This is a genomic window from Neobacillus driksii (assembly GCF_013409995.1).
GTDB lineage: Bacteria > Bacillota > Bacilli > Bacillales > Cytobacillaceae > Neobacillus > Neobacillus driksii.
On the sequence record NZ_JACCBX010000002.1, the window covers coordinates 112,483 to 138,024 of the forward strand.

Sequence of the window (25,542 nt, forward strand, 5' to 3'; positions counted from 1 at the left end):
GGAGAATTTTCAAACCATTTGGTTATCGATTGATGTGGTTGTTTACAGGAAATATAATTTAACTATAACATTGAATAACAATAGGTAAGCCGGCCGAGTGGTCGGTTTTGTCATATAAAATTTTTAGTAGGATGAAAGAGGTGAAAAATCATGGCCATTACAGTACCACAAAATCACAGTTATCAATTCAAAGATGTAAAGGTCTTATATGTAGAAGATGAGGTGTATTCACGCGAGAAATTATTACGAATCTTAAATCGCCGTTTTTCAGATGTCCATGTTGCGATAGACGGTGAAGAAGGGCTTCAGCTTTATCAGCAGTACCTTCCTGACTTACTCATTGTAGATATTAAAGTTATGAGCAGTTTAGACATGATTAAAAACATCCGGAAACATAGTGAAAAGGTTCAAATCATGGTTACCACAGCTCATGATGATAACGATGTCTTTATCCAGTGTATTGAATATGCCGTCAACCATTTTATTTTAAAACCAATCGATTTAGATCGATTTTTACTTGCCATCCAAAAATCAGTCCAGCAAGTTCAGCAGGAAAAGGAATTATTGAAACATAACCAGTTAACAAAGGCACTCATAGAAACACAGGATCATTTACTATTCATTGAGGACCACGGACATATTGTAGAGTTTAATGAAGCATTTGCTTCCTTTACAGGTATAGGAAATACCAAGGACTTACAAACAACTAACCTTGTTGCTGAATTATTTGTTGAAGACCCAAACTATTTTTATCCTAAGAATAAAGGAAAATGGATAGAAGAATTTTTTCAGACAGAGAAAAAGTATGCAAAGGTCATGTGGAAAGGTAAAAAAGGCAAACAAGGGATATATTTAATGAAGGGTTCTCGAATTCCAGGAAATAAACAGATCCTATTTGTCTGTACGGAAATTAGTTTATTAGAAGAAGAGTATAAAAAGAATGAAATTCTATCCATAATGGACCCATTAACACGAAGTTTAAATCGGAATAAGTTCGAGGAACTGCTTTCAAGTGAGATAAGCCGGTCAGAACGATATAATCATCCTTTTTCTATTATTCTCATGGACATTGATTATTTTACTAATGTAAATGATTATTTAGGCAATACAAAAGGGGATGAAGTGCTCATAACAATATCAACCATTGTTCAGCAAAGGATTCGTGAATCAGATGTTTTGGCACGTTGGAGCGGTGATTCCTTTATTCTTTTAACACCGGAAACGAACAGACCTGGAGCGATGGTTCTTGCTGAATCCATCCGTTCATTAATTCATTCATTTGCCTTTCCGAAAATAGGTACCGTTACCTGCAGTTTTGGAGTTGCAGAATTTTCGGCGGGTAAATCGAAAATAGAGCTCATTTCTGAGGTTGAACAAGGACTATCTAAATCAAAAATTAACGGAAGAAACTGCGTAACTTTTTATAACAGTTCAATAGGTGAATAAAAGTGCTTGGTACATATATTACAATTCTTTCAGTAGGATTACTATTTATTGCTTTTGTTATAAGCTATATTCTTTTCCGTCATGTGGTTTTGAAAAAGCAAAAAGAAAATGAAGAGAACTACCGGGAAATGGCAGAAAAATACGAGGTGGCGGTAAGAAACTTAGAAAGCCGGGTCGCGGAGGAAGCAGCAAAGAATCGTCAGAAGGATCATTTCCTTCTTCACCATTCTAGGTTTGTATCGATGGGTGAAATGATCTCTAGTATTGGTTATCAATGGCAGCCGCCGCTCAATAGTTTGTCACTCTTAATTCAAGACGTCCGTGAAGCCCTTCAATTTGGTGAAATAAATGATCACTATATTGACACTTTCACCAAAGAAGGCATGATTGAAATTAATTATATGTCACGTACGATCAATGATTTTCGGAAATTTTATCAACCAACTAAACAGAAATGCACCTTTTCTATATCAGATTGTATTGAAAAAGCACTATCGATTTGTTCCTACAGCCTTAAGATTCATGACATTCATGTTGAGTTTGAATATCGCGAAGAGCATATGGCTTATGGGTTTCCAAATGAATACAGTCAAGCTGTTTTAACTCTTTTAACAAACGCACGCTATGCATTTATAACAAACAAAGTTAATAAGAGAATCTTAGCTATTAAGATATCGACAGAAGGCAGCTGTATAGTTGTGGATTTTACAGATAATGCTGGTGTCATTGAGCCGTTAATGCTTTCAAGAGTTTTCGAACCAGATCTCACCACTAGAAACAGTGATACTACGGGGATTGGGTTATATATGACGAAAATAATGATAGAAAATATGGATGGAAGTGTTACTGTTAAAAATACTGGGGAAGGAGCTCAATTTCGCCTTTCAGTCCCAAAAGCTGCCTCCATGGACATTCCATCACCTGCCTGAAGTTTAACCACCAATGCTCCCGAATCACTGGAGCTATTTTTTTTGGCAAATAATTGATTTATGTTATAGTGAAGATGGATAGTAAAATTAAGGAAATGAAGGAAGTGTTTGTTCATGGCAGTTGAAAATCCATCCTTAGAAGAAATCGGAGCTATATTAAAAAAAGCTAAGCGTATTGCTGTTGTCGGGTTAAGTGACAAACCTGACAGAACTTCGTATATGGTTTCAGAAGTTATGCAAAAGGCAGGTTATGAGATCATCCCCGTGAATCCAGCAGTTAATGAAGTGCTAGGAGTGAAAGCGGTTGCTTCGTTAAAAGATATTGAGGGACATATTGATATCGTTAATGTTTTCCGCCGTTCAGAACAATTGTTTGATGTGGCGAAAGAATTTGACGAAGTGGACGCTGATGTTTTTTGGGCACAGCAGGGCCTAGTAAATGAAGAAGCATACGAGTTTTTGAAAGAAAAAGGATATACAGTTATTATGGACCTTTGTATTAAAGTGGCACATGCTTTAACAAAATAAGGATAAAAGAAAATTCTGCTAACATTTAGCAGTTTTTTCTTTTTTTTACATAAATTCGTGTTACAAAATTATGTTGATTTCATTTTGACATTTGCCAAATCGAAATAAATCGCTAAAATAAAGCATAGACGCCGTAAACATGTGTTACAATTAAGAGCGGCAAACATTCGTTCTAAATAATGGCAATAACTTTTTTTACACGAATGAATAAATTTACTCATAAAGATAGCAATTAAAGATGTTTTTTCTTTTGCAGGGAATGAAAGGGGTATTTTAGTGGCAAGTAATCAGAAAGCTTTTGAATATAATGATGATGCCATACAGGTACTAGAGGGGCTGGAGGCCGTCAGGAAGCGACCCGGAATGTACATCGGGAGCACTGATACACGCGGATTACACCATCTTGTATATGAGATTGTCGACAACTCTGTCGATGAGGCTCTAGGTGGATTTGGGGACCAAATCATTGTAAAAATTCACAAAGATAATTCCATAAGCGTCATGGATAAAGGACGCGGAATGCCTACTGGCATGCATAAAATGGGGAAACCAACTCCAGAAATCATTTTAACTGTACTCCATGCTGGGGGGAAATTCGGTCAAGGCGGTTATAAAACCAGCGGTGGTCTACACGGTGTAGGTGCCTCTGTCGTTAATGCCTTATCTGAATGGTTAACGGTAACGATAAAAAGAGATGGTTTTGTTTATGAACAACGGTTTGAAAATGGCGGTAAACCGGTTACGACCTTAGAGAAAATCGGGAAAACCAATCAAACAGGTACAACGATTCACTTTAAGCCGGACCCGACCATCTTTTCTACCACCACATATAATTTTGAAACATTATGTGAGAGGTTACGAGAGTCAGCATTTCTTTTAAAAGGATTAAAGATCGAAATCATTGATGAACGTAATGATTTTCATGAGGTTTTTCATTATGAAAATGGGATTGAGGCCTTTGTTTCTTACTTAAATGAAGAAAAAGATGTCCTTCATCCCGTCGTTAGCTTTGAAGGAAGCCATAATGGAATTGAAGTGGAATTTGCCTTTCAATTTAATGATGGGTATTCAGAGAACATGCTTTCATTTGTAAACAATGTTCGGACCAAAGATGGAGGAACACATGAAGTAGGTTCAAAAACAGCTATGACCCGTGTTTTTAATGATTACGCACGAAAGGTTTCACTGTTGAAAGAAAAGGAAAAAAATCTTGAAGGTGCGGATATTCGTGAAGGATTATCTGCGATCATTTCTATCCGGGTTCCCGAGCAATTATTACAATTCGAGGGTCAAACCAAGGGTAAACTAGGTACGAGTGAAGCGAGATCGGCAGTAGATGCAGTGGTTTCTGAACACCTGACTTATTTCCTTGAAGAAAATCCAGACATAAGCGCATTGTTGATAAAAAAGTCTATTAAAGCTTACCAAGCCCGTGAAGCAGCACGAAAAGCACGGGAGGACGCTAGAAGTGGTAAGAAACGAAAGCGTTCTGACGCTCTTTTATCAGGGAAGCTTACACCTGCTCAATCAAGAAATCCGCAAAGAAATGAGATTTACTTGGTTGAGGGTGATTCCGCAGGCGGTTCTGCTAAACAAGGACGCGATCGTCGCTTTCAGGCAGTACTTCCACTTCGTGGTAAAGTAATCAATACAGAAAAAGCGAAGCTGGCGGATATTTTTAAAAATGAAGAAATCAATACAATTATTCATACCGTTGGTGCGGGTGTCGGCTCTGATTTTAATCTAGAAGATGTAAACTACGATAAGGTCATTATTATGACGGATGCCGATACAGACGGTGCACATATCCAAGTGCTGCTGCTAACCTTTTTCTATCGGTACATGAAACCGCTAATTGAAGCAGGTAAAGTGTTTATCGCGCTGCCTCCTTTATATAAAGTGAGTAAAGGAACAGGCAAAAAGGAAATCATTGAATATGCCTGGAGCGATGATGAACTACAGGGTGCCATTAAAAAAGTTGGCAGAGGCTATATGATTCAGCGCTATAAAGGTCTTGGCGAGATGAATGCCGACCAGCTTTGGGATACAACGATGAATCCAGAAACACGGACATTAATACGTGTGAAAATAGATGACGCGGCAAGAGCAGAGCGACGTATCACGACGCTTATGGGTGATAAAGTTGACCCTCGCCGTAAATGGATTGAAACCAATGTAGCATTTGGTTTAGAAGAAGATGACACGATCCTTGAAAATGAAAATATAACGGTCGTTGAGGAGGAATCTGAAGAATGAGCACAAATGAGAAATTCCGTGACTTACCTCTAGAGGATGTAATCGGCGATCGTTTTGGCAGATATAGTAAGTATATTATTCAAGAACGTGCCCTTCCGGATGCAAGAGACGGATTAAAACCAGTTCAGCGAAGAATACTTTATGCGATGCATGTTGAAGGGAATACCCATGATAAGGGCTTCCGTAAATCAGCGAAAACAGTTGGTAACGTTATTGGTAACTATCACCCCCATGGTGATTCATCTGTTTATGATGCGATGGTTCGGATGAGTCAGGACTGGAAGGTAAGAAATGTCCTCGTTGAAATGCATGGAAACAACGGAAGTATGGACGGGGATCCTCCAGCTGCGATGCGTTATACGGAGGCTCGTTTATCTGCGATTTCGGCAGAGTTACTTCGCGATATTGAAAAACAAACAGTCGATTTTATTCCAAACTTTGATGATACTTCAAAGGAACCAACCGTATTACCAGCGATGTTCCCGAACCTGCTGGTAAACGGCTCAACGGGGATATCAGCAGGGTACGCAACCGATATTCCGCCGCATAATCTCGGTGAGGTCATTGACGGAGTCATCATGCGAATGGACAATCCTGACGTATCGGTTGATGAATTAATGACGGTGATTAAAGGCCCTGATTTTCCAACTGGGGGTATTATTCAAGGTATTGATGGTATTAAAAAGGCCTATGAAACTGGTAAAGGGAAAATCATTGTTCGCAGTAAAGCGGATATCGAAGATTTACGGGGCGGCAAGCAGCAGATTGTCGTGACCGAAATTCCTTATGAAGTTAATAAAGCGAATCTTGTTAAGAAAATCGATGAATTCCGCTTCGATCGCAAAGTTGAAGGAATTTCAGAGGTTCGTGATGAAACAGATCGAACGGGCTTGCGGATTGTCATTGAATTAAAGAAAGATGCGGATGCCAATGGCGTTTTAAATTATCTATATAAAAATAGTGATTTGCAAGTAGCATACAATTTCAATATGGTTGCGATTGCTAAAAAACGTCCTAAATTATTAGGTATACGTGAATTACTTGATGCGTATATTGAGCACCAAAAAGAAGTTGTTCTTAGAAGAACAAAATTTGAGCTAGACAAAGCAAAGGAACGTCAGCATATCGTTGAAGGATTGATGAAAGCATTATCGATTCTTGATGAAGTGATTGCGACCATCCGTGCTTCAAAAGATAAACGTGACGCGAAAGATAATTTAATTGCCAAATTTGGTTTTACTGAAGCTCAGGCAGAAGCGATCGTTTCTTTACAACTCTACCGCTTAACCAATACAGATATCACAGCCTTGCAGAATGAAGCAGAAGAATTGGCTAATAAAATAGAAGAATGGACTTCGATTTTATTAAGTGAGAAGAAACTATTATCCGTCATCAAAAAAGAATTAAAAGATGTGAAAAAACGGTTTGCTGATCCTCGCCGTTCAAAAATAGAAGCTGAAATTGAAGAATTGAAAATTAATCTTGAAGTAACAGTCCCTAGTGAGGATGTTATTGTTACGATTACAAGAGAAGGGTATGTCAAACGGACTAGCCAACGGTCTTTTGCTGCTTCAAATGGCCAAGACTTAGCGATGAAGGACTCAGACCGTTTACTAGCACAGCTTGATGTGAACACGAAGGACGTTGTTCTCCTGTTTACGAATAAAGGGAATTATTTATACTGTCCTGTTCATGAACTGCCTGATATTCGCTGGAAAGATCTAGGGCAGCATGTTGCGAATATCATTCCAATTGACCGCGATGAAGATATTATTCAAGCGATCACAGTGAAAGATTTTGAGATTGATGCTTATCTCGTTTTCGTCACTAAAAATGGAATGGTAAAGAAAACAGAACTAAAACAGTATAAAGCACAGCGCTATTCGAAGCCATTAGTGGGGGTCAATCTTAAGGATGATGACCAAGTAATTGATGTACATCTCACAGATGGAACGAAAGAATTGTTCTTAATCTCTACTTTTGGCTACGCATTATGGTTCCATGAAGAAGAAATTAGTATTGTCGGTGTTCGAGCTGCCGGTGTAAAAGGTATAAATTTGAAGGATGGAGACTTTGTTGTTGGCGGTAAAGTTATAACTCCAGACAGTAAAGAAACCATTGTGATCACTACACAGCGCGGTTCAATAAAGAGAATGAAGCTGAAGGAATTCGAAAAAGCAACCCGAGCAAAACGCGGGGTTGTCATTTTACGAGAGCTAAAAGCAAATCCTCATCGTGTAGTAGGCTTTGAAGTTGCGAATGACGAAGATACGATTTTCATTCAAACTGAAAAGGGTCACATTGAAACAGTCGTTACATCAGAAATTCGCTTAAATGACCGATATTCTAACGGTTCTTTTATCCTTGATGAAAATGATAATGGAAAAGTAACAACCATTTGGAAGGTAGAAGGAACACCTAAAGCAGAAGAATAAAATGATTAACTAAGACTCCCTAAATATTGGGAGTCTTTTTCATGTTTTTACCAAAATTGGGCATACTATGTGTATCAGATTTTGGAGGGGAAAAGAATGAAAAGAGAATTACTACTAGTTGCTGCTGCATTTTTTCTCATGTCTGTTACTGCGATTACCGGGGCTCATGCTTTCGATGAAAAAGCGAAAACCGTTACAATATCGACGTATGAATCGGATGTCACTGGAGATGGAATCAACGAAAGCATTCAGTTAAAAGGGGTTCCATATGAAGATGAAGAGGGCTATTTAAAAGAGATTTATATTGATATATCTACCGCTGATGAAAAACAGTATAAAATTCCACTTGAAAGTGGGTCTAAAGCGTCATTAAAGCTGGTAGATCTCAACCAGGATGGTGTCAAAGATGTATTCTCAAATGTATTAACAGGGGGAAGCGGCGGCATTACCCTAAATTATTTATATACCCTGAAAGATTTTATAAAAAAAGAATTGGCTGTTCCTGAACCATTAGAAATTGCCAGTACTTTTGAAAATGGCTATAAAGCGAAGATAACCATTGGTCAAACAGGGAAATCCTATATGTTTGATTTAAGGGATCGGAAGAAATATTACAAAAAACTGGGACTTTATTATAAAGGGAGGTTAAATGAGCCAACCGAATTAACAGTGAATTCATTTCAATCTCTAAAGCCTGTTAAGTTACGCACAGGAGAGATGGTGTTGAAAGGGGTACAAAGAATTACAGGGATAGCAAATGCCGATACAATCGCGTTTGTGGAGTCTACATGGAAGTATGGTAACAGTAAATGGAATCTGAATAACGCGAGTGTTCGTACTAGCAACAAAAACAGGTAGGGAGGAGCTACACCCATTTTCCCACGTGCACAAAATACCCAAAAGATACAGGTAAAACTGAGGTTTTGGGTATTTTTCGATTCAAAAAGATAAAATGTTTAGAGGAAAAAACCGAAAATTTTTATTCCGTCTCATTTTCTTAAGTATACTTGGTTTTTGAGATATCACATAATTTCGTTTGCATAACAATATTATGTAAACTGATTAAAAGAAAAAGTCAGCAGGTGATTCTGCTGACTTTCATTATGATTCCTCTTTTGGCATATCCATTTTATCCACAGCGATTTTTAAATCATCATTCTTTATATGTGTGTAGATCATAGTCGTTTGAATCGATGAATGACCTAATTGCCGACGTAATTTTGGCACATCATTAATTTCAGCATGGTATCTTGTAGCAAAGGAATGACGCAGCTTATGTACAGATAATGATGGTTTACCAAATGCAGTCGCATACTTTTCTACTAATTTCTCAACCGATCGTGCCGTCAGTCTTCGTGTTTTTCCTTTTGGACCAATTGCCGCTGCAATAAATAAAGCCTTGTTATTCTTTTCAACTTGGTACTTAGTGGCTCTCACAGCTAGATATGCTTGCAAATCAGCCATTGCAGTCTGACTAAAGTACACGAATTGCTCTTTATTTCCTTTTCGAATCACTCTTACACAATACTTTTTAAAATCAATATCGTCTAATTCAATCCCAATTAACTCTGAAAGACGAAGCCCTGATCCCAAAATTAATGAAACAATGGCCGTATCACGCTCTTTATTTAATTGATGAAAGTTATAGAGTTTTTTGTTTTCTTTATTTAATTCACCATAATCATGAGCAATAAATAGACGAAACTTTTCGTATTCATCACCAAGGAGAATTTTGCCTTCCATTTTAGCAGCTTTTGTTTCCATGCTGTCTTTAACTTCATTAAATTCAATTTTGGCTAACACATTTCGATTAATATAAGGCTGTAAATCGGGAGTTTCAGCAATGTTCTGCAGATAATTAAACAGGGACTTTAAAGCTGATAATTTCCGATTAACGGTTAATTCTTTATTGTTTAATTCGTAATGAAGGAAATTCAAAAAACTTTCAATCTCAATAACTGTCATTTGTTCTAATCGACTTAAAGGAATATCCTTAACATTTCCGATAAATAATTGCTCACGAATCATCCAGTTGAAGAAGATTTTGTAATCATGGCAGTAATTAAACAAGGACGCAGTCGAAAGCTTTCTTAATTTATGATTGATATATTCATCAACATACCAGGGAAGTTCGGAAAGAAGAGATTGTAATTTATTGAAATTATTTTGTTTTGATGGATTTACCATAAAATCACCTCACTTCTATATTTTACCTAACAAGGTTAATTACGTCAAATTTATATTTTACGTAATTTTGTTAAATGGATATTAAGGGGTAAATTTTTTAATTTCCTATCCTCTTTGTCTCACTGTTTTACGTTCCCCCCTTCATTCTTTTTAAATTCCTTCTGTGATTCACGCAAATCCGATATAATGGTTACATGATATTTTTAAAGGAGTTTTCTTAATGGATAAAAAACAGTTAGAAGAAAAAATAATTCAGAACTACCAAGGCGAGGAAAAAATGATGATCCTCGTGTTTGCTCAATGGTGTATCAACCATGATTTAAATCCTGAGGAATTGTATTTGCGCGCCTATCCCAATCAGGCTGCAAACTTCGCTTTAAAAGAAGCAATGGAATTAGTGGTACCTAAAGATGAAGCTGGAGAAATTGGTGACGAAACACTTCTTGGTGTTTTATCGTTGTTTGGAAATGATGATCTAGCTTTTGTTGTGACTGAGGAAATTGGTAAAATGACAAGATGAAAATGAATGAATAATATTTGGTATTAAAACCATAATAAAAACAGGGCTTGTAGCTCAATTGTAGAGCGACCGACAGTTTCAACCGATAAACTGCCGAGTATTTTGTGGGTTCGAGTCCCACCAAGCCCTTTTACTAATTCTCCCCTCTTCTTCTTACCGGCTCCTTTAAACCTTTACTGATTTAATATCCCTTCTGCAATCAATTTATAGGATTGAATTTTATCTGCTGGTGAATGTGTGATGGTAACAATCATGATTTCATCTGCATTGTATTGGACCTGCAGTTCATCTATTCTATCTTTTACCTGTTGCGGATCACCTATAATCATACTGTTTTTCATCTCTTCAAGTAGAGTTTTATCTTCATTTTGAAGATAGTCCTTTGCTTCTTGGATAGAAGGAACTCCTTGCTGCCCCTCTCCTCTTTTTCTTTGCAACCCCCACACCAATGAACTTAAAGCTACATCTTCTGCTTTATCTATGGTTTCTGCACAAATCGCTGAAACTGTTACAATTACTCGTGGTTCTTCATTTTGTTTCCTCGGTTTAAAAGTATTTCTATATTGTTCAATAATAGCAGCACCATCTTGGTCACTCATAAACTGCCCAAACACGTACGCAAGTCCATTTTCTGCAGCAAGTATGGCACTTTTCTTACTCGTACCAAGCAGCCAAGGTATTGGTGGAACGGTTGGAATCGGTGATGCTGTCACTTTCGCATGCGGATGTTCCGGCGGTACAGTATTATCTATAAAATGCAATAGATCTTTTACTGAGTTGGGCATATTCCACACCTGCTGTAAAAAGTTATCAGATAAAGCATTGGTTGCTTCAGCAGAACCGCCGGGAGCCCGGCCAATCCCGACATCGATTCTATCAGGAAACAATGTGGCTAGCATATTGTATACCTCGGCTATCTTATACGGCTTATAATGGGGTAATAACACGGCACCGGAGCCTATTCTGATTTTAGTTGTATGGGCTCCAATATATCCTAACATCACTTCCGGCGCAGAGCATGCAAGACCGGGTAAATCATGATGCTCAGCAATCCAAAATCGTGTATACCCTAAATTTTCACCAGCTTGAGCTAACTCCATCGATGCCTTAAGTGCATCAGCAGCACTCTGATTAGAAGAAATGGGTGCTTGATCCAAAATGCTTAACCTCATTGAAATACCATCCTCTTCTCTCCTATTCATTTACTTCCATCAAACTTAATTTAAACTCTCCAACCTGCCCTTTAATATATAAATTTGTAAAGGAAGTAGAGTATTGTAGAATCTTGCTCTAAACGCTAAATCCCGCTCAGGAACCTTTACATCAAATGTACCTTTGTACAAAAGGGTCGTAATGTCATGGTAATCCTCACTCCTTACGGGAAATTCAACCGATATTTTATGTAAACGACCTTCTTTTTCTTCTTCATACTTGTGAACTTTAATCGTGGTTTCATTTAAGACAATTTCATTTAGCATAGAAGCATCTCCTTTAATCGATATAAAAATAATAGCACTTCCAGTTATAAAAACAAAAATCTTGCTTAGGTACTTTGTCTCCTTCCTTTTAAATTATGTTATGATGAAAAAAGTTAATATGGAGGAGTGTAATCATGAGCGTACATAAAGACCTAATTAAACATGCGAAAAATCAAAATCAAAGTTACCAAGAGTTTAAAGCTTTGGATGAGCTGCGTGAAAAATATATTGAAGAAGCTGTTGAATTATGTAAACAAGGGCAACCTTTTACAACAGATAAAATCAATGAAGTCACCAATAAAATGAACAGAATTAACCTGCGAATCATTTCTCTTAGAAAAAATGTTACCACTGAAATGGTACAAAAATATGTAAATTCATTAGAAAACAAATAATTCGGTAACGAAAAAAACGACAGTTTCATTACTGTCGTTTTTTCCTTATAAATGGCCAGCTAGACCGACCATTTCTTTATAAAACTACTCTCTTTCTCTTGCTCTCTGTGTATCTCGAATATTCTTTTGAACCGTAATGGCAGCAAATAAACTAAGAACAAATGACATCCCATAGAATCCTTTTTCGCTCAAATCAATACTTCCGGCATTGTATAAACCGATGCCCATTAATGAAATAGAAACGATAAGTGCCAGCCAGCTAATACCATAATAAATATTCGTAACGGGTATTCCCTCATCTTTATCTCTAACTGCTTTTTGTAAAGAAACCGCTGCATAAAGCCCGAATATTAATACCAAAAAGTAATATCCTTTTTCATTTAATTGCATCGCAGCGTTAAACAAACCTATGAAATAAGCCGTAACACCAACAAGCAGCGCACCCCAAGAAGCCCCTATGAAAGCCGGAGTCGGTTCTCCTTCTTTTCTTTGTACTTTCAATTTTGGATCCTTTTGTTTTCCTTTATCTAATAAAACCTCATTTTCATTAGTCATTGATGTTTCCCCTCCATCTTTTATCAACTAAAAATGGAGCACCGCAGATACATTGTAGTGCTCCCACCTCATTCTATTATATAGAAAATTCTTACAAATAAAAGATAATTTTTCCTTAATTTTTTAGTAAACCTACTTCCATTTTCCAGAACTGTTTATAATAATATTTGCCTCGATATTTATGTTCATATCCTGGTAGGATTGATACTTATCTAATGCTTTCCATTCCTTATAGTTCATTTTATTACGTACATATCGATTAATTCCAAGTGGGTCTACTTGGAGTTTCTGCAACTTCACTATAAGTTCCTTACCCTCCTGTTGAATTTTCTTGGTGATAAGTTTTTCAATTTTTTTTTGTATTTTTGGATCTGAAATTTCCTCTTTCCCGGTATATTCAATTACATCCCCTATTAATTTTATATATATTGAAGCTTTCTTTGGATTAGTTGATGATGATTGAATCTTAATATGGTGCTCCTTAAGTTCATAATTAAGCATGATTGAGGCTTTTTCTTCCTCTCCTACGTCAATTTGCTCGACGAAATTACCTTGTTTCATCTCTTCTCGAAAAAGGAAAAGATATCGGGCTTCAGAGGGTTTAAGGATTTCGACAAGTTTGTCTTCTTGAAATAAACCAATGCCATTATAGGCAATGTTATTTTTTTCAACTCTAAAGACCGGCAGAATCGGATCTATTCCATCATCATAGTAGTCTCTAAGGAATTGATAAATATTATAATTTGTTCTTAAACTTTCTCGGTTTAACTTCGTTAAAAACTGCTCTAAGTATGTAGCATTTTGACCTTCGTTTTTAATCTGCAGCATCAAAATATCACTTGCTTCATCTTCAGCTAAAGCCAATTTAGCTCTGGTGCCAATACTCGGATCACGGACTAAGGAATTTAAAAGAGGTAACATCCCCTTATTTGCTATTTCCTGTCCAAACAAGGAAACACGCATTTGTCCGCTCTCAAGTTTTAAGTTTGTCTTCATTCTTACTTTTTCCCTTGCCTCTTTACTTGATTTGCCTTCTACCAATATCGTTTTTCGATCATATTTTCCATCTTTTGTTATGATTGGAAAGGTAACGGTTAACTTTAAGGGGTTCTTTTCGTTATCCGTAACATCATAGCCTACAGCGTTAATCAGCGCTAAATCATCTATGATCCGTTGCTCGGCACATCCAGTCAGAAAAAATACAATAATGCTGACAAATACTTTATTCATTTGCTGACATCCTGTTCAATTTTTTCGTAAATAAAACTGTAATCAATAAAAAGATTGGTAATAGAAATGCTATTGCTGTACAAGCATAGGTAATATACGTTAACCATTGTTCAACGTCTTTGATTACCTTGGGGATAAAGGACACAAAAAAACTGATTATCAGAATCCCTATTAAGAGAATGGTGGATTTAATCTTTTTAAACTGATACTGCAATAATTCTTTTGTACCCCATAAATACATGACGGTTGTCATAAGCACCTTTAACCCAAAAACTGAAAAGGTGAAATTTTCCACCCTTTCAAGGACAGGAAAAGAGATGTACCCTAACAGTGTTACCACCGGGTACATTTCCCTTATCAATTGCTCAAAACTAAAAAAACCATAACTGACGAAGGTCACACCCAAATAGATAATGGATGTAATTGTATTCCCTGCTATAAGAGATTTTAATTGTTTCCTCTCTATCATATGGATAAATAAAATGGACAGTTCATAACCTAAAAGGGCTGTAAAAATATTCACTCCCCCCTTCAACATATCCGTTTCACCTTTAAATATAAACGGAGTAAGCCGGATAAAGCTAAATTCGGGAAGGTGGAATGCTAATAAAAAAACAGTCCAGATTGTAAAATAAAATAAAACAACCGTTGATTTGGCTATTTGATAAAGGTCCATCTTTAACAACATATAGGTTAATATATAAGCCATTGAGAGTAAGTAAATAAGTGACACGTTACCGAAGAACAATACTCTAAGGATCATACAAAACTTAACCATCACAAAAACCCCTAATAACAACCATACACCGGCAATAAATAAAAAAATTGGCAGTGTAATCCATTTTGGAAAAATGGATATGATTTCGAGCATGGACTTTCCTTTACTTATCTTAAATACCAGCCAAATGAGAAATAGATTCATATTTACAATGATAGAAATAATAATAAGTCCTATCCAGCCGTTGGTCCCAAAGGCTTCGGCTACAAGTCGGGGTAAAAAAAATAATGTAACACCAGACTGGATCAAATATATCAAAATCGAAGCTTGAAAGGGTGATAACTTTTCTTTCATTTGCATGGTTGTTAACCCCTTTCGGCTTTTTTCTTAAATGGTCCCCTTATCAATGAGTATTTAAAGAACTTAGGATACATAGGCGATATCGGCAGTAAGTAGGGTGAATTTAAATTAGTCAGACTGCTTAAATGGATAATCAATATCCCCATACCAAAAATAATTCCAAGATTACCCCAAAATCCTGAGAGTATAATAAATCCAAAACGGACAATTCTTATCGAAGCACTTAATAAATAGCTGGGGACCACAAATGACGCGATGGCAGAAGCTGCTACCACAATGATCAGGATATTGCTGGTAATCCCTGCCTGTACCGCAGCTTGCCCAATTACAATACCACCAACAATACCGATTGTCTGGCCAACTTTTGTTGGAAGCCTGGCTCCTGCTTCTCGGAGCAGCTCTAACAAGAATTCTAAAAAAAGCGCCTCAATGACCGGGGGAAACGGCACTTTACTTCGTGACTCCAGCAGTGTCGGAAGCAATGCCTGCGGAATCATTTCATAATGATAGGTTGTAACCGCTACGTATAAGGCAGTAAATAACAGAGTAACTAAAATGGCAATATACCTTGTAATCTTAATAAAAGTCCCAACTATCCATCTTTGCCCGAAATCATCCATTGACTCCATAAAATCAAAAAAACTAACGGGTGTGCAAAAAGCAAACGGACTGTTGTCCATTAATCCTACAATCTTCCCATCAAACATTTTATATGCAACTACATCTGGTCTTTCTGTGGTATAAAATTGCGGAAATGGTGAATTTGGATATTCATCAATATATTGAACAAGCATATTCGTATCTACAATCCCATCATTATGAACCGATAGAATTCTTTTTTTTATTTCTTCTAAATCATTCTCGGAAGCTACCCCTTCAATATATAGTAAATAAACCGTCCTTTTTGCCTTATTTCCCACATGCAATTTTATTGTCTTAAGTTTGGAACTCATCACTCTTTTTCGAATAAGTGATAAATTCACATCAACAGACTCTACAAACGCATCATGCGCACCCAAAATGACCGTTTCCGTTTCAGATGGAGCAATAGATCGGCCCTTTCCCTCTTGAAAAGGAAGCTCATATGCTTGTTTCTCAGTGAATAAAATAACACTTCCAGATAATATGGCTTCTTCCACATCACTCATATCTGACAATGCTTTAAACTCTGAATGGCTTAGAAAGGGCTGTACCTCATCCGGAGTAATTTTTCTAAGCATAGATAAAAATTGTTCATAATGATCCTTATTAATTAGGTAACTAAAGTAATATATTTTTACTGTTAAATGCGGAAACTCTGTGACACTTAAATCAGAACTATTTTTAAAATCGCTAATAAATTGCTCTAATATTGATTCTCCAGCTAATTTTGACTCTCTCATATCACTTGTAATATTCCGTATTTGGTCTTTCTGCAGTTTAAAATCCTTCAAAAAGCGATTGCGGTCTTTACGCATTCGCACCCGCCCCATCTTTTTATTTTATTTTTTGCTAACACTGGTAAATTATACATTTATTGAAAGCCTGAATAGTAATTTATATATATAAGAAATATCTCAAATAAAGGAGGTTGCCGGTGAAAAACCTAAATCCATTTATTCCCTGGGAGGAGCATTATTTTTGGGTTAATATACTTTTAGATCATGCCGTTTTTGTTCGGGATTATTTATCACACGTTGAGGTAAACCTTGTAGAAGAAGCTGTGGCCTTTATTGGAAGGTTCACAGAGCTTAGAAATCGGCTGGAACAAATTCCAAAAAACTCACAAGTAAATTCTCAGGCATTAATTGATTTTTCCAGGCTTTCTGCGCAAGTTTCTTATGATTATTATCGCTTTGAAGGAAAGGTTCTTAACTTACAATTAAATAATAAAATCCTAATTAACATTACCCCCACTTATTTTAATGGTACACTAAATGAAAACGGTGAATATTTGCGGATTCTGCAGTATTACGTGAATGGAACCGATTATCCCCCGCTGCCATTAGTTGATTTATTAGACCTTTGGTTAGAGGATCAGCTTGGTCATGCTTCATTATTAAATCGCGCACTTGATGGTGTGGAACTTATCCTTCATGAAAAAGTAAACACACTAAGTAAGCTTTTTTCAGCACATATATTAAAAAATGACGCCATAAAAGGTTATTTAAGGTTTATCCCTCCTCATTTCCCTGTTCAGATCGCTTTTGCACGTGAAGTTAGTGGAACAGTGCTTGCCTTTAATCAATTGGTGGAACATGTGATTAAGCTTTATAAAGGAAAAGAAGTTTTAAATGCGACAACGCTCCGATTCTTGGAGCACCATTTTCCTGAGTCCTGCTATTTTTTAACGAAACTTAGTGGATTTGTGCCTGAAATGGAAAGACCCCCTTGCTCTTTAACATCCTATTTTAAAAACTACCATAACAACTATTAATGTGGTTAATCCATTCTTTGTTCGCTCATACTAATTTTGGATTCATGATTATTAGAAATGGAGTTGAACACAGGAATGGAATTTGAAGCAAGAAATTCTACCGAAGCTGCCTTACACGAGTATAAATCTGGGTTAGGTGTATTTACGCAAAAAATGCCGGAGTTCGCTAAACACTTCAATGCTTTTACAGAAGAGTGCTTTAAAGAAGGTGCTTTATCTCAACGTGAAAAGCAATTGATTGCATTAGGAATCAGCCTCTATACACAAGATGAATATTGTATTATTTATCATACAAAAGGATGTCTTGATCAAGGTTGTTCAGAACAGGAAATCCTCGAAGCAGTTGGTGTTACGGCAGCATTTGGCGGCGGAGCAGCTATGAGTCAGGCGGTTACATTGGTTCAAGAATGTATTGAGGATTTAAATCAACTAAAACAATAATACTCTTGAAAAAACCGTTACAGAACAATTGTTCTGTAACGGTTTTTTCAGTGGAAATGGTTTTTAACTTGTTTCATGAGGTACTGAACAAAATCGTCGTCTTTTACTAACCAGACCTCATAATTTCTTTTCAAATAGCTTTCCCCGTCTTCAAAGTTGGCATAGGTTTGTTCCAAACGTTTCTGCCCTTTTTGAATCGCCCATTCATCCTCATTTACTTGATGAAGCAGGAAGTAATCTTCTCTTCTGCTTTTATAGAGTGTGCCAAAAGCCGCACCCTTTAGGTTATAACGATTTCGTCTCGCGTCCTCCGGAATCGGTTCTAGATGAAAGGTTTCAGTTACAAAACTTTTATATGCTTCTTCGGTTAATGAACACCCCGAGGCCTTTGCATGCCCTCCGCCTCCGTATTGTCCAGCAACCTCAGAAACATCGACATGATCGTGAATCGTACGGAAACCCATCCGCTTTCCGCCAATATTTAAAATCGCGATATAATCAAGATGAGGGTACTCTTTCCCTAATTCATTTCCCAATTCTGAGTGATAAGATTCAGCATAGACCACACCAGCAAATAGACCATTGAGTTCAGTCTGAACCAGCTCCCGCCTTTTCCTGCGGATATAGCGATCAATCTTATCTTCTTCCATATCTAATATTTTCTTTTCAAACTCGTCAAAATGAAATTGTTCACTAGTCCGAAGACGAGTAATCATTTTTTCTTCAAATTCGTCAATTGAAACGAGAAAAAACAATGCATTTAGACGCTGGGCATCCTGATTATCATTTTTTTCCCATTCCCACGTATCATATTGTCTAACCAGCTCAACAAATTGAGAGATTGCTGCTGACTCTTCCAATAACTGATGTGAAAGAAGATAGTGATACAATAAGGATGTGGCAGAAGTTAATTTCCCTTCTTCATCCTCTACAATCACATGACCCCACGGATAATCATTGTAATGCAGCGCTGTTTTATGATGATCAATTAACTGTACTTTTCCTCCATCTTCATAAAACGCATTGATCCTCTGTTCATTTTTTTCATTTACAGACAAATCGGTAATAAATAAAAAAGTGTTTTTATCTTCGTTTTCGAAAAACCATTCTACTTCTCGATTTAAACCAGAAATGGAATTGTAGCGAACCTTTACATCCTCACCAAACGCAAGCTTTGCTAGAATTCCACACCCGACACCATCTAAATCATTATGTGACAACAATTTGTACATGCTTTTTCACCTCATAAAATAGTATGGTATCAATAGGTTAAAAATATTGAATAACCAAAATAAAAAACCCGCGCTGCTAAATGTGCCGGGTTTAATTTATTATTTTTCTATAAACGCCAGGATTTGATTTTTCCGCTTTTTAAAAACTCTTCTTCCTAAGTCACTTAAAACATCCATATAATCTACCTGATCAAAGGGAATTTCCTTACCCAAGTCTTCATTAATTCGAAGGTATTGTTCGTTAAGGAGAAGCTGACAATGATAAGTCACGGATTCTGATGAAAGGTGAAGGGCCAAATCAAGAAGCTTTGGAGTTACCTTCATTGAAGGTAACTGAAACGGAAGCCATTGATTGATTCCCCAATACTTATCATTCTTGTTCGTAAAATCAATATTCTGTAATCCCGTCCCAATGGATAATATGTTGATTTCCTTCATACTTTTTTGGAAGAAATGAATAGCTTCCGTCAGGCAGACTAATGAAGGATTATTCGCCCATAGTCCTCCATCAATAGATAAGTATTGATCCCCTATTTTATTAGGGGGAAAATAGACAGGTGCCGAGCAGGAGGAAAGGACAGCATCCCATACTTTTATGGATAGATCATCACAATCAGGATGGCCGTAGTTTGACCGGTGAGTAAACGGTTTTCCATGAGTAATGTCCACAGCAGGAATTAGCAGCGGCTTGGTTATATCCTGTAGTTTCACAACACCAAACGCTTGTTTTAACAAGTGTCTTAGCGCTCGGTCACTATAAACACTCTTAAATAGACCAACCTTAGCCTGCCTGGTAAAAATCTTTCCACCAAAATGCTTATAGCTATCGTAAATCTCTTTCATGTTTTTGTTAAGTGAAACAGATGCAGCGATGATAGACCCAGTACTTGTGCCAGCAACTACATCAAACAAATCACCAACAGGTTGACCTATTTCTTCTTCTAATGCTTGTAAAATGGCAATGGCAAAAATGCCTCGTATTCCACCGCCATCTATACATAGTAATTTCATTACACTTCACCTTAGTTTACCTTCTTTTTAACAAAGTTTGCCCCAGTTTCTCTATACTTATCAAGTTATTTCTTCATTGTTTATTCTACACTTTCTTTGGTTTGAGCAATTGCTGAAATCACTGACCCAACTGCTTGGATCCAGCTCCCGCTTATGGCCAAAGATTCGTTAGAGGAGGATCCTTGATTGGCTTCATTATTTTCCCTATACCCTTTGAATCTATCTTCCTTTTCATTTTCCTGAATCCTTTTAAGCTCTTCAGCTCCACCAAGGGCCTGCAATGAATTCCCGATAATCTGTAAGACATTTCCTGTAATATTGAGTGTTCTAACGGTAGAGGGCTCCTCCAATAAATCCTCTGGGTGTGCTACCCCTCCACCTATCGCTTGCAGCAAATTACCGTTTATATCCAACGTAAGCTTGTTCTCTTCTGAAATATTTAATAGAATTCCAGCTACAACAGTGGTATTGCCAATTGCTTGGACTTCGTTTCCAAGTTCTCTAATGTTAATCCTTCCTGAGCGTCGGCGAATAATGCATTCCCAGTGCCCTGAAGGACATTACCCCATAAGTTCAGACTTTCTTGTGTATCATCGTTAAGTGATGGTGTACTTCCAACAGCAGCTGTAACTGTACCAATTGCTTGAATCCACGCCCCGAAAAGTTCTTTTAGTTGATTTTTCCATAGAAAAACCGCCCATCGATTCAACCTTTAATAAGTATATTCACCGGGCGGGGTATTGTTAATCATTCAAAATGATTGTCTCTTCATGCATTTGTTACCATCAGACCTCTTTCAATTAACACTGGAAACTCTTCGTGCAATAGCTTTATATCTTCTAGCTCTTTTTTTAGTAAAAGCTGTTGGTCCGGCATTAGATTATGTTTCACCAACAACTCCATTACCTCAATTCGTAATAACCAATCTTCTTTATAATCAGTCGTTAATTTACCGATCACCTCAAGTAAGACTTGTTCAATGTCATTATTCTGTTTTTCACGTATATTTCTTACCTTCCCATACAACTGTTCTAATTGCGACAATTCTCTTCTAACAAGTGGTTTTGTCTCTACTTCCTCTAAATCTGCATAAAATTGTTCAGAATCTGCGGCACCTGCAAAAACGGAGGTAATTCTATCTCCAACTGCCAAATCATAGGTTCCCCAATCACGATGAAATAAAGTTTGTTCCTTCAAAGAAACCGTACAATCTTTAAACGAAATCAGCAGAAGTTTGTCATCTTTTCGATAGAAATGTTGTGGAGTTCCGACCACCTTAACACCACTCTCATACTCGATGGTGGATTTTTTGCCTATTTCTATTCCAATTCCTTTAAGCTCCTCATCATTAAGCTCCTCTAATGGATTTATGCTGTTTGCTATTTTTCCAATTGGAGCCCCGAACCCGTCTTGATGTATGGCCTTTCCATGACCGTGCAATTCGGTATTTTGATAGGCCAAGGCTGAAGGGCCTTCTGTTTGAATGTATATTGCTTCCCCTTTTTCATCCTTGATAAGGTTTCGTAAGGTTCCGGTTAGCTGCAGACCTGAGCTATATTGGGCCGTAGCCGTATGATTCGAACGAAGTGCTTTATCTAAACCTATTGTTCCACCAACTCTAAAGGCCATCGTTTTTGAGAATTCAAGCACTGCATCAATTAACTGATCAAAGCTGTCACAAACGAAAAGCTGCGGCTGTGGTTTGGTAATATCAAAGCCAGTTTCAATAACCGTTTTCAGGTCGAATGGAATTTTCTTAACTGAATGTGTTAAACTGCTTCTTCCTTCCGATACAGAAGATAATAATCCAGCACCATAGATTTGCGGATGATCGACACTGCCAATTAGCCCGTATTCTACGGTCCACCAATATAAACGCGAAATTTGTTCGGCTTCTGATAATTCCGTTACAGCTGCTTGTTTTTCCTCAAAATTAGCTTTCGCTGCTTCGATCTCTGCTTTTGTTGCTTTTCCGCTCTCTAATAAATTAGAATAGGTACGGACGGCTTCAAATAATTCATGCTCTTCGCTTGTAGCCAATGCTTTTGAACCAATTTGGCCAAATAACTTTACATATTCCGAGAATTTCTGTTCGCAAAGGATTGGTGCATGACCCGCCGCTTCATGTATGATATCAGGTGCGGGTGTATATTGAATGTTTTCTAGTTTACGAATGTCAGATGCTATCGGCAGGATACCATGTGCTTGAAAGTCGAAAAAAATAACACCCGGGATGAAACCATCAATATTGGCCGCCCCCCAGCCAAACGGCTCTAACGCTTTGTTCATGTCCGTAACATTGGGTATCTTCTCAACCGATATTCCTGAAGACGTTAACCCGCCAACATAGGCTTGATGAGCAGTGTCTTTTAGATAGTTATGGTTTTGTCTCATCACATAACGCCAAACAGCATGATCAATCGGTGTGTATTTTTCATACTGCTGGTCCACCACATATTTTTGTAAGTGTCTCGGTATTTTTCTTGCTTTCCCCATTTAGAAATCTCTCCCTTTAGAAGAAAATTAACTTTTCGTTTGTAGATAAAATTCATCGTATTTTGTGGCTAATTCAAAATCTAAAGACGTTAAACCCCTAGCATTCCAGGACGAAATTCTTACCGTTACAACTTTATAGTCTATTGAAATAAATGGGTGATGGTTAACCTGCTCAGAAAGGTTTGCTGCCAGATTTACAAAATCAATTCCTTTTAGATAATCGCGAAAACGATACTTTCTCTCAATCCATTTTTCATCTGTTAATTTCCAGTCAGGAAGGGAGGATAACTTTTCTTGAACTTCTGCAGGCAATAATTTTTCCATTCGCTTCTCTCCTTTACGCTAATAAAGCGCTTTCATAAAATTCGCAGTCATCAATAAATACTATTCAATTAGAATAAAAAAAACACTATCAGTTATCTATTGTTAGGAAATGAAAAAAATCTACCTGTTTTCCAGATAGATTTTTTACTTATTTAATTGGGTTAAATTTAACATTGATTTGGACAATTTCTGAACGAGTACCAATTCGGAGCGGCAGTCCCCACACACCATAGCCGGAGGAAACAATGGATTGGAGCTGCCCTTTTTTCAGATAGCCAAAATCATTTTCAAAAATCTTGTTCGTAATCAGGTTACCTGGTGCTCCCTGACCTCGATGTGTGTGACCTGATAAAATAAGGTCAACCCCGTTTTTCTCTGCGATATCTAAATCATAGGGCTGATGTTCAAGTAGAAATACGGGTTTCGTAACATCGACCTGCTTCATCAAAGCTGAAAGCTCAGCTCTTACAACATCCTGATATCCTCTATCCTTCCTGCCCACAAGGACAATCCCTTCAGGAAGGTTCAGGACTTCGTCATCTAATACCTTCATGCCGCTATTATTAAAAATCTTTACAAGATCCACGTCATCACGATCATGATTCCCTAAGGAAGCATAAACAGGAGCTTGGATTTGTTTCAGCAGCTCTGGAATTCCCTCTTCAAGGAAAGGAGTAATATCATCATCAATAATATCTCCTGGAAAAAGTACGAGGTCAGGTTTTTCAGAATTAATATACTCCACAAGTTTTTTAGCCTGCCCGCTGCCCGACAAATCCCCGAAATGCATATCCGAAGCCATAATAATTTTCAGGCTTTGTTTCCCTTCTACCTGTTTTCGGATCGTTATCTCATATGTAGTCACTTTAGGACTGTAGGCATTAAACACTCCGAATAAGAATGAACCAACAATCACAACTAATACGATGAAACCTGTCCATTTAACAAACTTCTCTTTTTGTATCTTTGAAAATCTTCTTAGAAAAACCGCTAAATTGGCTATGGGTAGTAGCATTATCAGAAAATAAAATAACGATAGCCACGCAGCCCCAAGCCATGTAAAAAATAAACTCTCATCCAGCCAGCGTGAGAAAACGAAAGAATAAGCAAAAAGAACGAGTACCACCCAGAACATTATTTTTATACTCTTTCGGTCGCCACTCATTTGCTTCAGCCAAACCCAAATATTATAACCAATGTAAAAAATCAATACATTATATAGTAAGATCATTCCTATTCCAACAGCCCACACAGAAGTAAATCCCCTTTTTACTTAAAGTCTTACTATAATTAGACAATATTTGAGCTTATTTAACAATAATTAGGACTCGTTATTTACCATATTTTCGCAAGGTTGATATTACCATCACTTCCTCCTCTTATTTTTTGATACAATTTTAAAGTCAGAGAATAATAGGGAGGAATACAATCTATGAAGAAAAGCAAAATCCTCCTGACCCTGGTAATCCTAATTACCTTTACAGGGGGAATTTTTACAGGAGTGTTATATTCCAAAAATAAAACAGAACAAGCGTCAAAACCGCTTAAAATAGAAAAAGCCTCAGAATCAGGTAAAAATCCCGAAGAAAAAGCAATCCCAGAGGAGAGTATTGAGGAATCTAAAGTGTTATTGGGTTATGTACAGGATTTTCGTGATCCGAATGTAGTTGATTATTCCAAGTTAACACATGCAATCTTCTCGTTTGCTCATCCCACACCGGATGGTGGTATTTTACTAAATGGTGATTCAGCCATCAATAATTTACGAACGATGGTTAAGGAAGCTGACAAACACAATACAAAAGTAATCTTAGCGGTTGGCGGCTGGTTTCATATAAATGGCGGGGAATCCTACGAACCATTTAAAGCAGCGATCAGCAATCCTGACTCTAGGACAAGACTAGTGAATGAACTTACTAGTATCGTAGACCGTGAACAACTAGACGGTATTGATATCGATTTCGAACATCCTCGTTCAAAAGCAGATGCTGCCAACTTGGCTGCTTTTGCAAAGGAACTAAGCGAACAGCTGCATCCAAAAGGTAAAGAGCTTTCGATTGCTGTTTATGCAAAAATTCATGCGGTGACAGGCACCGAGATGGGCTTTGTTGTTTATGAACCTTCCACTTTTCAGCATGTCGACCATGTAAATATTATGGCCTATGACGGTCAGTGGGATGGCGGATACCACGCAGCGAATTTATCTCCTTATCCGTTTACGGAGAAAATAGTAAACTATTGGGCGAATCTGTTTGATCAAAACAATCTTCCGAAAGAAAAGCTTGTTTTAGGAGTTCCTTTTTATGCACAGCCTGAAGACCCTGCGATTAAGCAGGTTTCTTATGCCGCTATCGTCAACCAGGATCCTGCAAATGCTGCGAATGATACGGTGAGTATGAATGGAACCACTTATCATTATAATGGTGTGGAAACCATTAAAAAGAAGACAAATCTGGCACTTGATCACGGCTTTGGAGGAATGATGCTGTGGGAAGCTGGCCATGACAGCAAAGGTGACAATAGCTTAACAACAGCAATATACGATGAATTAGTTAAATCAAGCGATGTCCTTGCAAAGAAATAAT

General features: G+C 37.3%; 22 protein-coding genes, 1 tRNA gene and 2 pseudogenes. 12 read left to right on the plus strand and 13 right to left on the minus strand.

The genetic code is table 11. The features are described from left to right. Positions 1-150: 150 nt before the first annotated feature. From F4694_RS03795 to F4694_RS03820, 6 genes are all read left to right on the plus strand, one after another. Positions 151-1,446, plus strand: coding sequence for a GGDEF domain-containing response regulator (locus tag F4694_RS03795; RefSeq protein ID WP_179595576.1), 1,296 nt, complete (start codon positions 151-153; stop codon positions 1,444-1,446). A gap of 2 nt (positions 1,447-1,448) precedes the next feature. Continuing rightward, the gene (locus F4694_RS32820; RefSeq protein WP_179595577.1) at positions 1,449-2,375 is read left to right on the plus strand and encodes a sensor histidine kinase; all 927 of its coding nucleotides are present in this window, start codon (positions 1,449-1,451) and stop codon (positions 2,373-2,375) included. 114 nt (positions 2,376-2,489) lie between these two features. Further along, positions 2,490-2,903: a CoA-binding protein gene (locus F4694_RS03805; RefSeq protein WP_179595578.1), complete on the plus strand. Its 414-nt coding sequence runs from the start codon at positions 2,490-2,492 to the stop codon at positions 2,901-2,903. 276 nt (positions 2,904-3,179) lie between these two features. Continuing rightward, positions 3,180-5,159, plus strand: a complete 1,980-nt coding sequence (gene parE, locus F4694_RS03810) for a DNA topoisomerase IV subunit B (protein ID WP_179595579.1) — start codon at positions 3,180-3,182, stop codon at positions 5,157-5,159. After that, positions 5,156-7,594, plus strand: coding sequence for a DNA topoisomerase IV subunit A (parC, locus tag F4694_RS03815; protein ID WP_179595580.1), 2,439 nt, complete (start codon positions 5,156-5,158; stop codon positions 7,592-7,594). The genes parE and parC overlap by 4 nt, the downstream gene beginning before the upstream one ends. 96 nt (positions 7,595-7,690) lie before the next feature. Then, positions 7,691-8,452 carry a hypothetical protein gene (locus tag F4694_RS03820; RefSeq protein WP_179595581.1) on the plus strand — a complete coding sequence of 254 codons (762 nt, stop codon included), beginning with the start codon at positions 7,691-7,693 and terminating at the stop codon, positions 8,450-8,452. 243 nt (positions 8,453-8,695) lie between these two features. Here F4694_RS03820 and xerS read toward each other — a convergent pair whose 3' ends face one another. After that, positions 8,696-9,781, minus strand: a complete 1,086-nt coding sequence (gene xerS / locus F4694_RS03825; RefSeq protein ID WP_179595582.1) for a tyrosine recombinase XerS — start codon at positions 9,779-9,781, stop codon at positions 8,696-8,698. A 220-nt stretch (positions 9,782-10,001) separates the two neighbouring features. Here xerS and F4694_RS03830 point away from each other — a divergent pair, with 220 nt between their 5' ends. Then, positions 10,002-10,301: a hypothetical protein gene (locus F4694_RS03830; RefSeq protein ID WP_179595583.1), complete on the plus strand. Its 300-nt coding sequence runs from the start codon at positions 10,002-10,004 to the stop codon at positions 10,299-10,301. A 43-nt stretch (positions 10,302-10,344) separates the two neighbouring features. After that, a tRNA-OTHER gene (locus tag F4694_RS03835) sits at positions 10,345-10,430 on the plus strand. 44 nt (positions 10,431-10,474) lie between these two features. Here the strand turns inward: F4694_RS03835 and F4694_RS03840 are convergent. Both F4694_RS03840 and F4694_RS03845 read right to left on the minus strand, forming a co-directional pair. Next, positions 10,475-11,473, minus strand: coding sequence for an LLM class flavin-dependent oxidoreductase (locus F4694_RS03840; protein ID WP_179595584.1), 999 nt, complete (start codon positions 11,471-11,473; stop codon positions 10,475-10,477). 22 nt (positions 11,474-11,495) lie between these two features. Continuing rightward, positions 11,496-11,779, minus strand: a pseudogene (locus F4694_RS03845) (DUF3219 family protein). Positions 11,780-11,913: 134 nt separating this feature from the next. Here F4694_RS03845 and F4694_RS03850 point away from each other — a divergent pair. Then, complete coding sequence (locus F4694_RS03850; protein ID WP_179595585.1) at positions 11,914-12,174, plus strand: DUF2533 family protein; 261 nt, start codon at positions 11,914-11,916, stop codon at positions 12,172-12,174. Between the two features lie 84 nt (positions 12,175-12,258). On the opposite strand, the gene yiaA is transcribed toward F4694_RS03850, so the two are convergent. The 4 genes from yiaA to F4694_RS03870 form a co-directional block, all read right to left on the minus strand. Continuing rightward, entirely contained in the window at positions 12,259-12,729 is a 471-nt protein-coding gene (gene yiaA / locus F4694_RS03855) for an inner membrane protein YiaA (protein WP_179595586.1), read from the minus strand. Positions 12,730-12,861: 132 nt separating this feature from the next. Further along, positions 12,862-13,959: a Ger(x)C family spore germination protein gene (locus F4694_RS03860; RefSeq protein WP_179595587.1), complete on the minus strand. Its 1,098-nt coding sequence runs from the start codon at positions 13,957-13,959 to the stop codon at positions 12,862-12,864. Continuing rightward, a complete protein-coding gene (locus F4694_RS03865) occupies positions 13,952-15,037 on the minus strand; it encodes a GerAB/ArcD/ProY family transporter (RefSeq protein WP_179595588.1) in 1,086 nt (361 codons plus the stop codon). The genes F4694_RS03860 and F4694_RS03865 overlap by 8 nt, the downstream gene beginning before the upstream one ends. 5 nt (positions 15,038-15,042) lie before the next feature. After that, positions 15,043-16,494, minus strand: coding sequence for a spore germination protein (locus tag F4694_RS03870; RefSeq protein ID WP_257029118.1), 1,452 nt, complete (start codon positions 16,492-16,494; stop codon positions 15,043-15,045). 119 nt (positions 16,495-16,613) lie between these two features. Here F4694_RS03870 and F4694_RS03875 point away from each other — a divergent pair, with 119 nt between their 5' ends. Further along, entirely contained in the window at positions 16,614-17,453 is an 840-nt protein-coding gene (locus F4694_RS03875) for a DUF2935 domain-containing protein (protein WP_179595589.1), read from the plus strand. Between the two features lie 75 nt (positions 17,454-17,528). Next, positions 17,529-17,894 (plus strand): carboxymuconolactone decarboxylase family protein, encoded by a 366-nt coding sequence (locus F4694_RS03880; protein WP_179595590.1) that lies wholly within the window; start codon positions 17,529-17,531, stop codon positions 17,892-17,894. Between the two features lie 47 nt (positions 17,895-17,941). Here F4694_RS03880 and F4694_RS03885 read toward each other — a convergent pair whose 3' ends face one another. From F4694_RS03885 to F4694_RS03915, 6 genes and pseudogenes are all read right to left on the minus strand, one after another. After that, a complete protein-coding gene (locus tag F4694_RS03885) occupies positions 17,942-19,126 on the minus strand; it encodes a DHH family phosphoesterase (protein ID WP_179595591.1) in 1,185 nt (394 codons plus the stop codon). 99 nt (positions 19,127-19,225) lie between these two features. Beyond that, a complete protein-coding gene (locus tag F4694_RS03890) occupies positions 19,226-20,137 on the minus strand; it encodes a CBASS cGAMP-activated phospholipase (RefSeq protein WP_179595592.1) in 912 nt (303 codons plus the stop codon). 80 nt (positions 20,138-20,217) lie between these two features. Further along, positions 20,218-20,846 (minus strand): annotated as a pseudogene (locus F4694_RS32905) (DUF6944 family repetitive protein). A 59-nt stretch (positions 20,847-20,905) separates the two neighbouring features. Then, positions 20,906-22,633, minus strand: coding sequence for an aromatic amino acid hydroxylase (locus F4694_RS03905; RefSeq protein WP_179595595.1), 1,728 nt, complete (start codon positions 22,631-22,633; stop codon positions 20,906-20,908). 27 nt (positions 22,634-22,660) lie between these two features. Next, positions 22,661-22,957, minus strand: a complete 297-nt coding sequence (locus F4694_RS03910; RefSeq protein ID WP_179595596.1) for a 4a-hydroxytetrahydrobiopterin dehydratase — start codon at positions 22,955-22,957, stop codon at positions 22,661-22,663. 148 nt (positions 22,958-23,105) lie between these two features. Then, entirely contained in the window at positions 23,106-24,209 is a 1,104-nt protein-coding gene (locus F4694_RS03915) for a metallophosphoesterase (RefSeq protein WP_308806265.1), read from the minus strand. A 180-nt stretch (positions 24,210-24,389) separates the two neighbouring features. On the opposite strand from F4694_RS03915, the gene F4694_RS03920 reads away from it, so the two are divergent. After that, complete coding sequence (locus F4694_RS03920; protein WP_179595597.1) at positions 24,390-25,541, plus strand: glycoside hydrolase family 18 protein; 1,152 nt, start codon at positions 24,390-24,392, stop codon at positions 25,539-25,541. The last annotated feature ends 1 nt before the right edge of the window (position 25,542 follow it).

What these genes read in the sequence shown, in the direction of transcription:
- F4694_RS03795 (WP_179595576.1), top strand. Translation starts at nt 151, where the DNA reads ATGGCCATTACAGTACCACAAAATCACAGTTATCAATTCAAAGATGTA.
- F4694_RS03805 (WP_179595578.1), top strand. Translation starts at nt 2,490, where the DNA reads ATGGCAGTTGAAAATCCATCCTTAGAAGAAATCGGAGCTATATTAAAA.
- parC (WP_179595580.1), top strand. Translation starts at nt 5,156, where the DNA reads ATGAGCACAAATGAGAAATTCCGTGACTTACCTCTAGAGGATGTAATC.
- F4694_RS03820 (WP_179595581.1), top strand. Translation starts at nt 7,691, where the DNA reads ATGAAAAGAGAATTACTACTAGTTGCTGCTGCATTTTTTCTCATGTCT.
- xerS (WP_179595582.1), bottom strand. Translation starts at nt 9,781, where the DNA reads ATGGTAAATCCATCAAAACAAAATAATTTCAATAAATTACAATCTCTT.
- F4694_RS03830 (WP_179595583.1), top strand. Translation starts at nt 10,002, where the DNA reads ATGGATAAAAAACAGTTAGAAGAAAAAATAATTCAGAACTACCAAGGC.
- F4694_RS03840 (WP_179595584.1), bottom strand. Translation starts at nt 11,473, where the DNA reads ATGAGGTTAAGCATTTTGGATCAAGCACCCATTTCTTCTAATCAGAGT.
- F4694_RS03850 (WP_179595585.1), top strand. Translation starts at nt 11,914, where the DNA reads ATGAGCGTACATAAAGACCTAATTAAACATGCGAAAAATCAAAATCAA.
- yiaA (WP_179595586.1), bottom strand. Translation starts at nt 12,729, where the DNA reads ATGACTAATGAAAATGAGGTTTTATTAGATAAAGGAAAACAAAAGGAT.
- F4694_RS03860 (WP_179595587.1), bottom strand. Translation starts at nt 13,959, where the DNA reads ATGAATAAAGTATTTGTCAGCATTATTGTATTTTTTCTGACTGGATGT.
- F4694_RS03865 (WP_179595588.1), bottom strand. Translation starts at nt 15,037, where the DNA reads ATGCAAATGAAAGAAAAGTTATCACCCTTTCAAGCTTCGATTTTGATA.
- F4694_RS03870 (WP_257029118.1), bottom strand. Translation starts at nt 16,494, where the DNA reads ATGCGTAAAGACCGCAATCGCTTTTTGAAGGATTTTAAACTGCAGAAA.
- F4694_RS03880 (WP_179595590.1), top strand. Translation starts at nt 17,529, where the DNA reads ATGGAATTTGAAGCAAGAAATTCTACCGAAGCTGCCTTACACGAGTAT.
- F4694_RS03885 (WP_179595591.1), bottom strand. Translation starts at nt 19,126, where the DNA reads ATGTACAAATTGTTGTCACATAATGATTTAGATGGTGTCGGGTGTGGA.
- F4694_RS03890 (WP_179595592.1), bottom strand. Translation starts at nt 20,137, where the DNA reads ATGAAATTACTATGTATAGATGGCGGTGGAATACGAGGCATTTTTGCC.
- F4694_RS03905 (WP_179595595.1), bottom strand. Translation starts at nt 22,633, where the DNA reads ATGGGGAAAGCAAGAAAAATACCGAGACACTTACAAAAATATGTGGTG.
- F4694_RS03910 (WP_179595596.1), bottom strand. Translation starts at nt 22,957, where the DNA reads ATGGAAAAATTATTGCCTGCAGAAGTTCAAGAAAAGTTATCCTCCCTT.
- F4694_RS03920 (WP_179595597.1), top strand. Translation starts at nt 24,390, where the DNA reads ATGAAGAAAAGCAAAATCCTCCTGACCCTGGTAATCCTAATTACCTTT.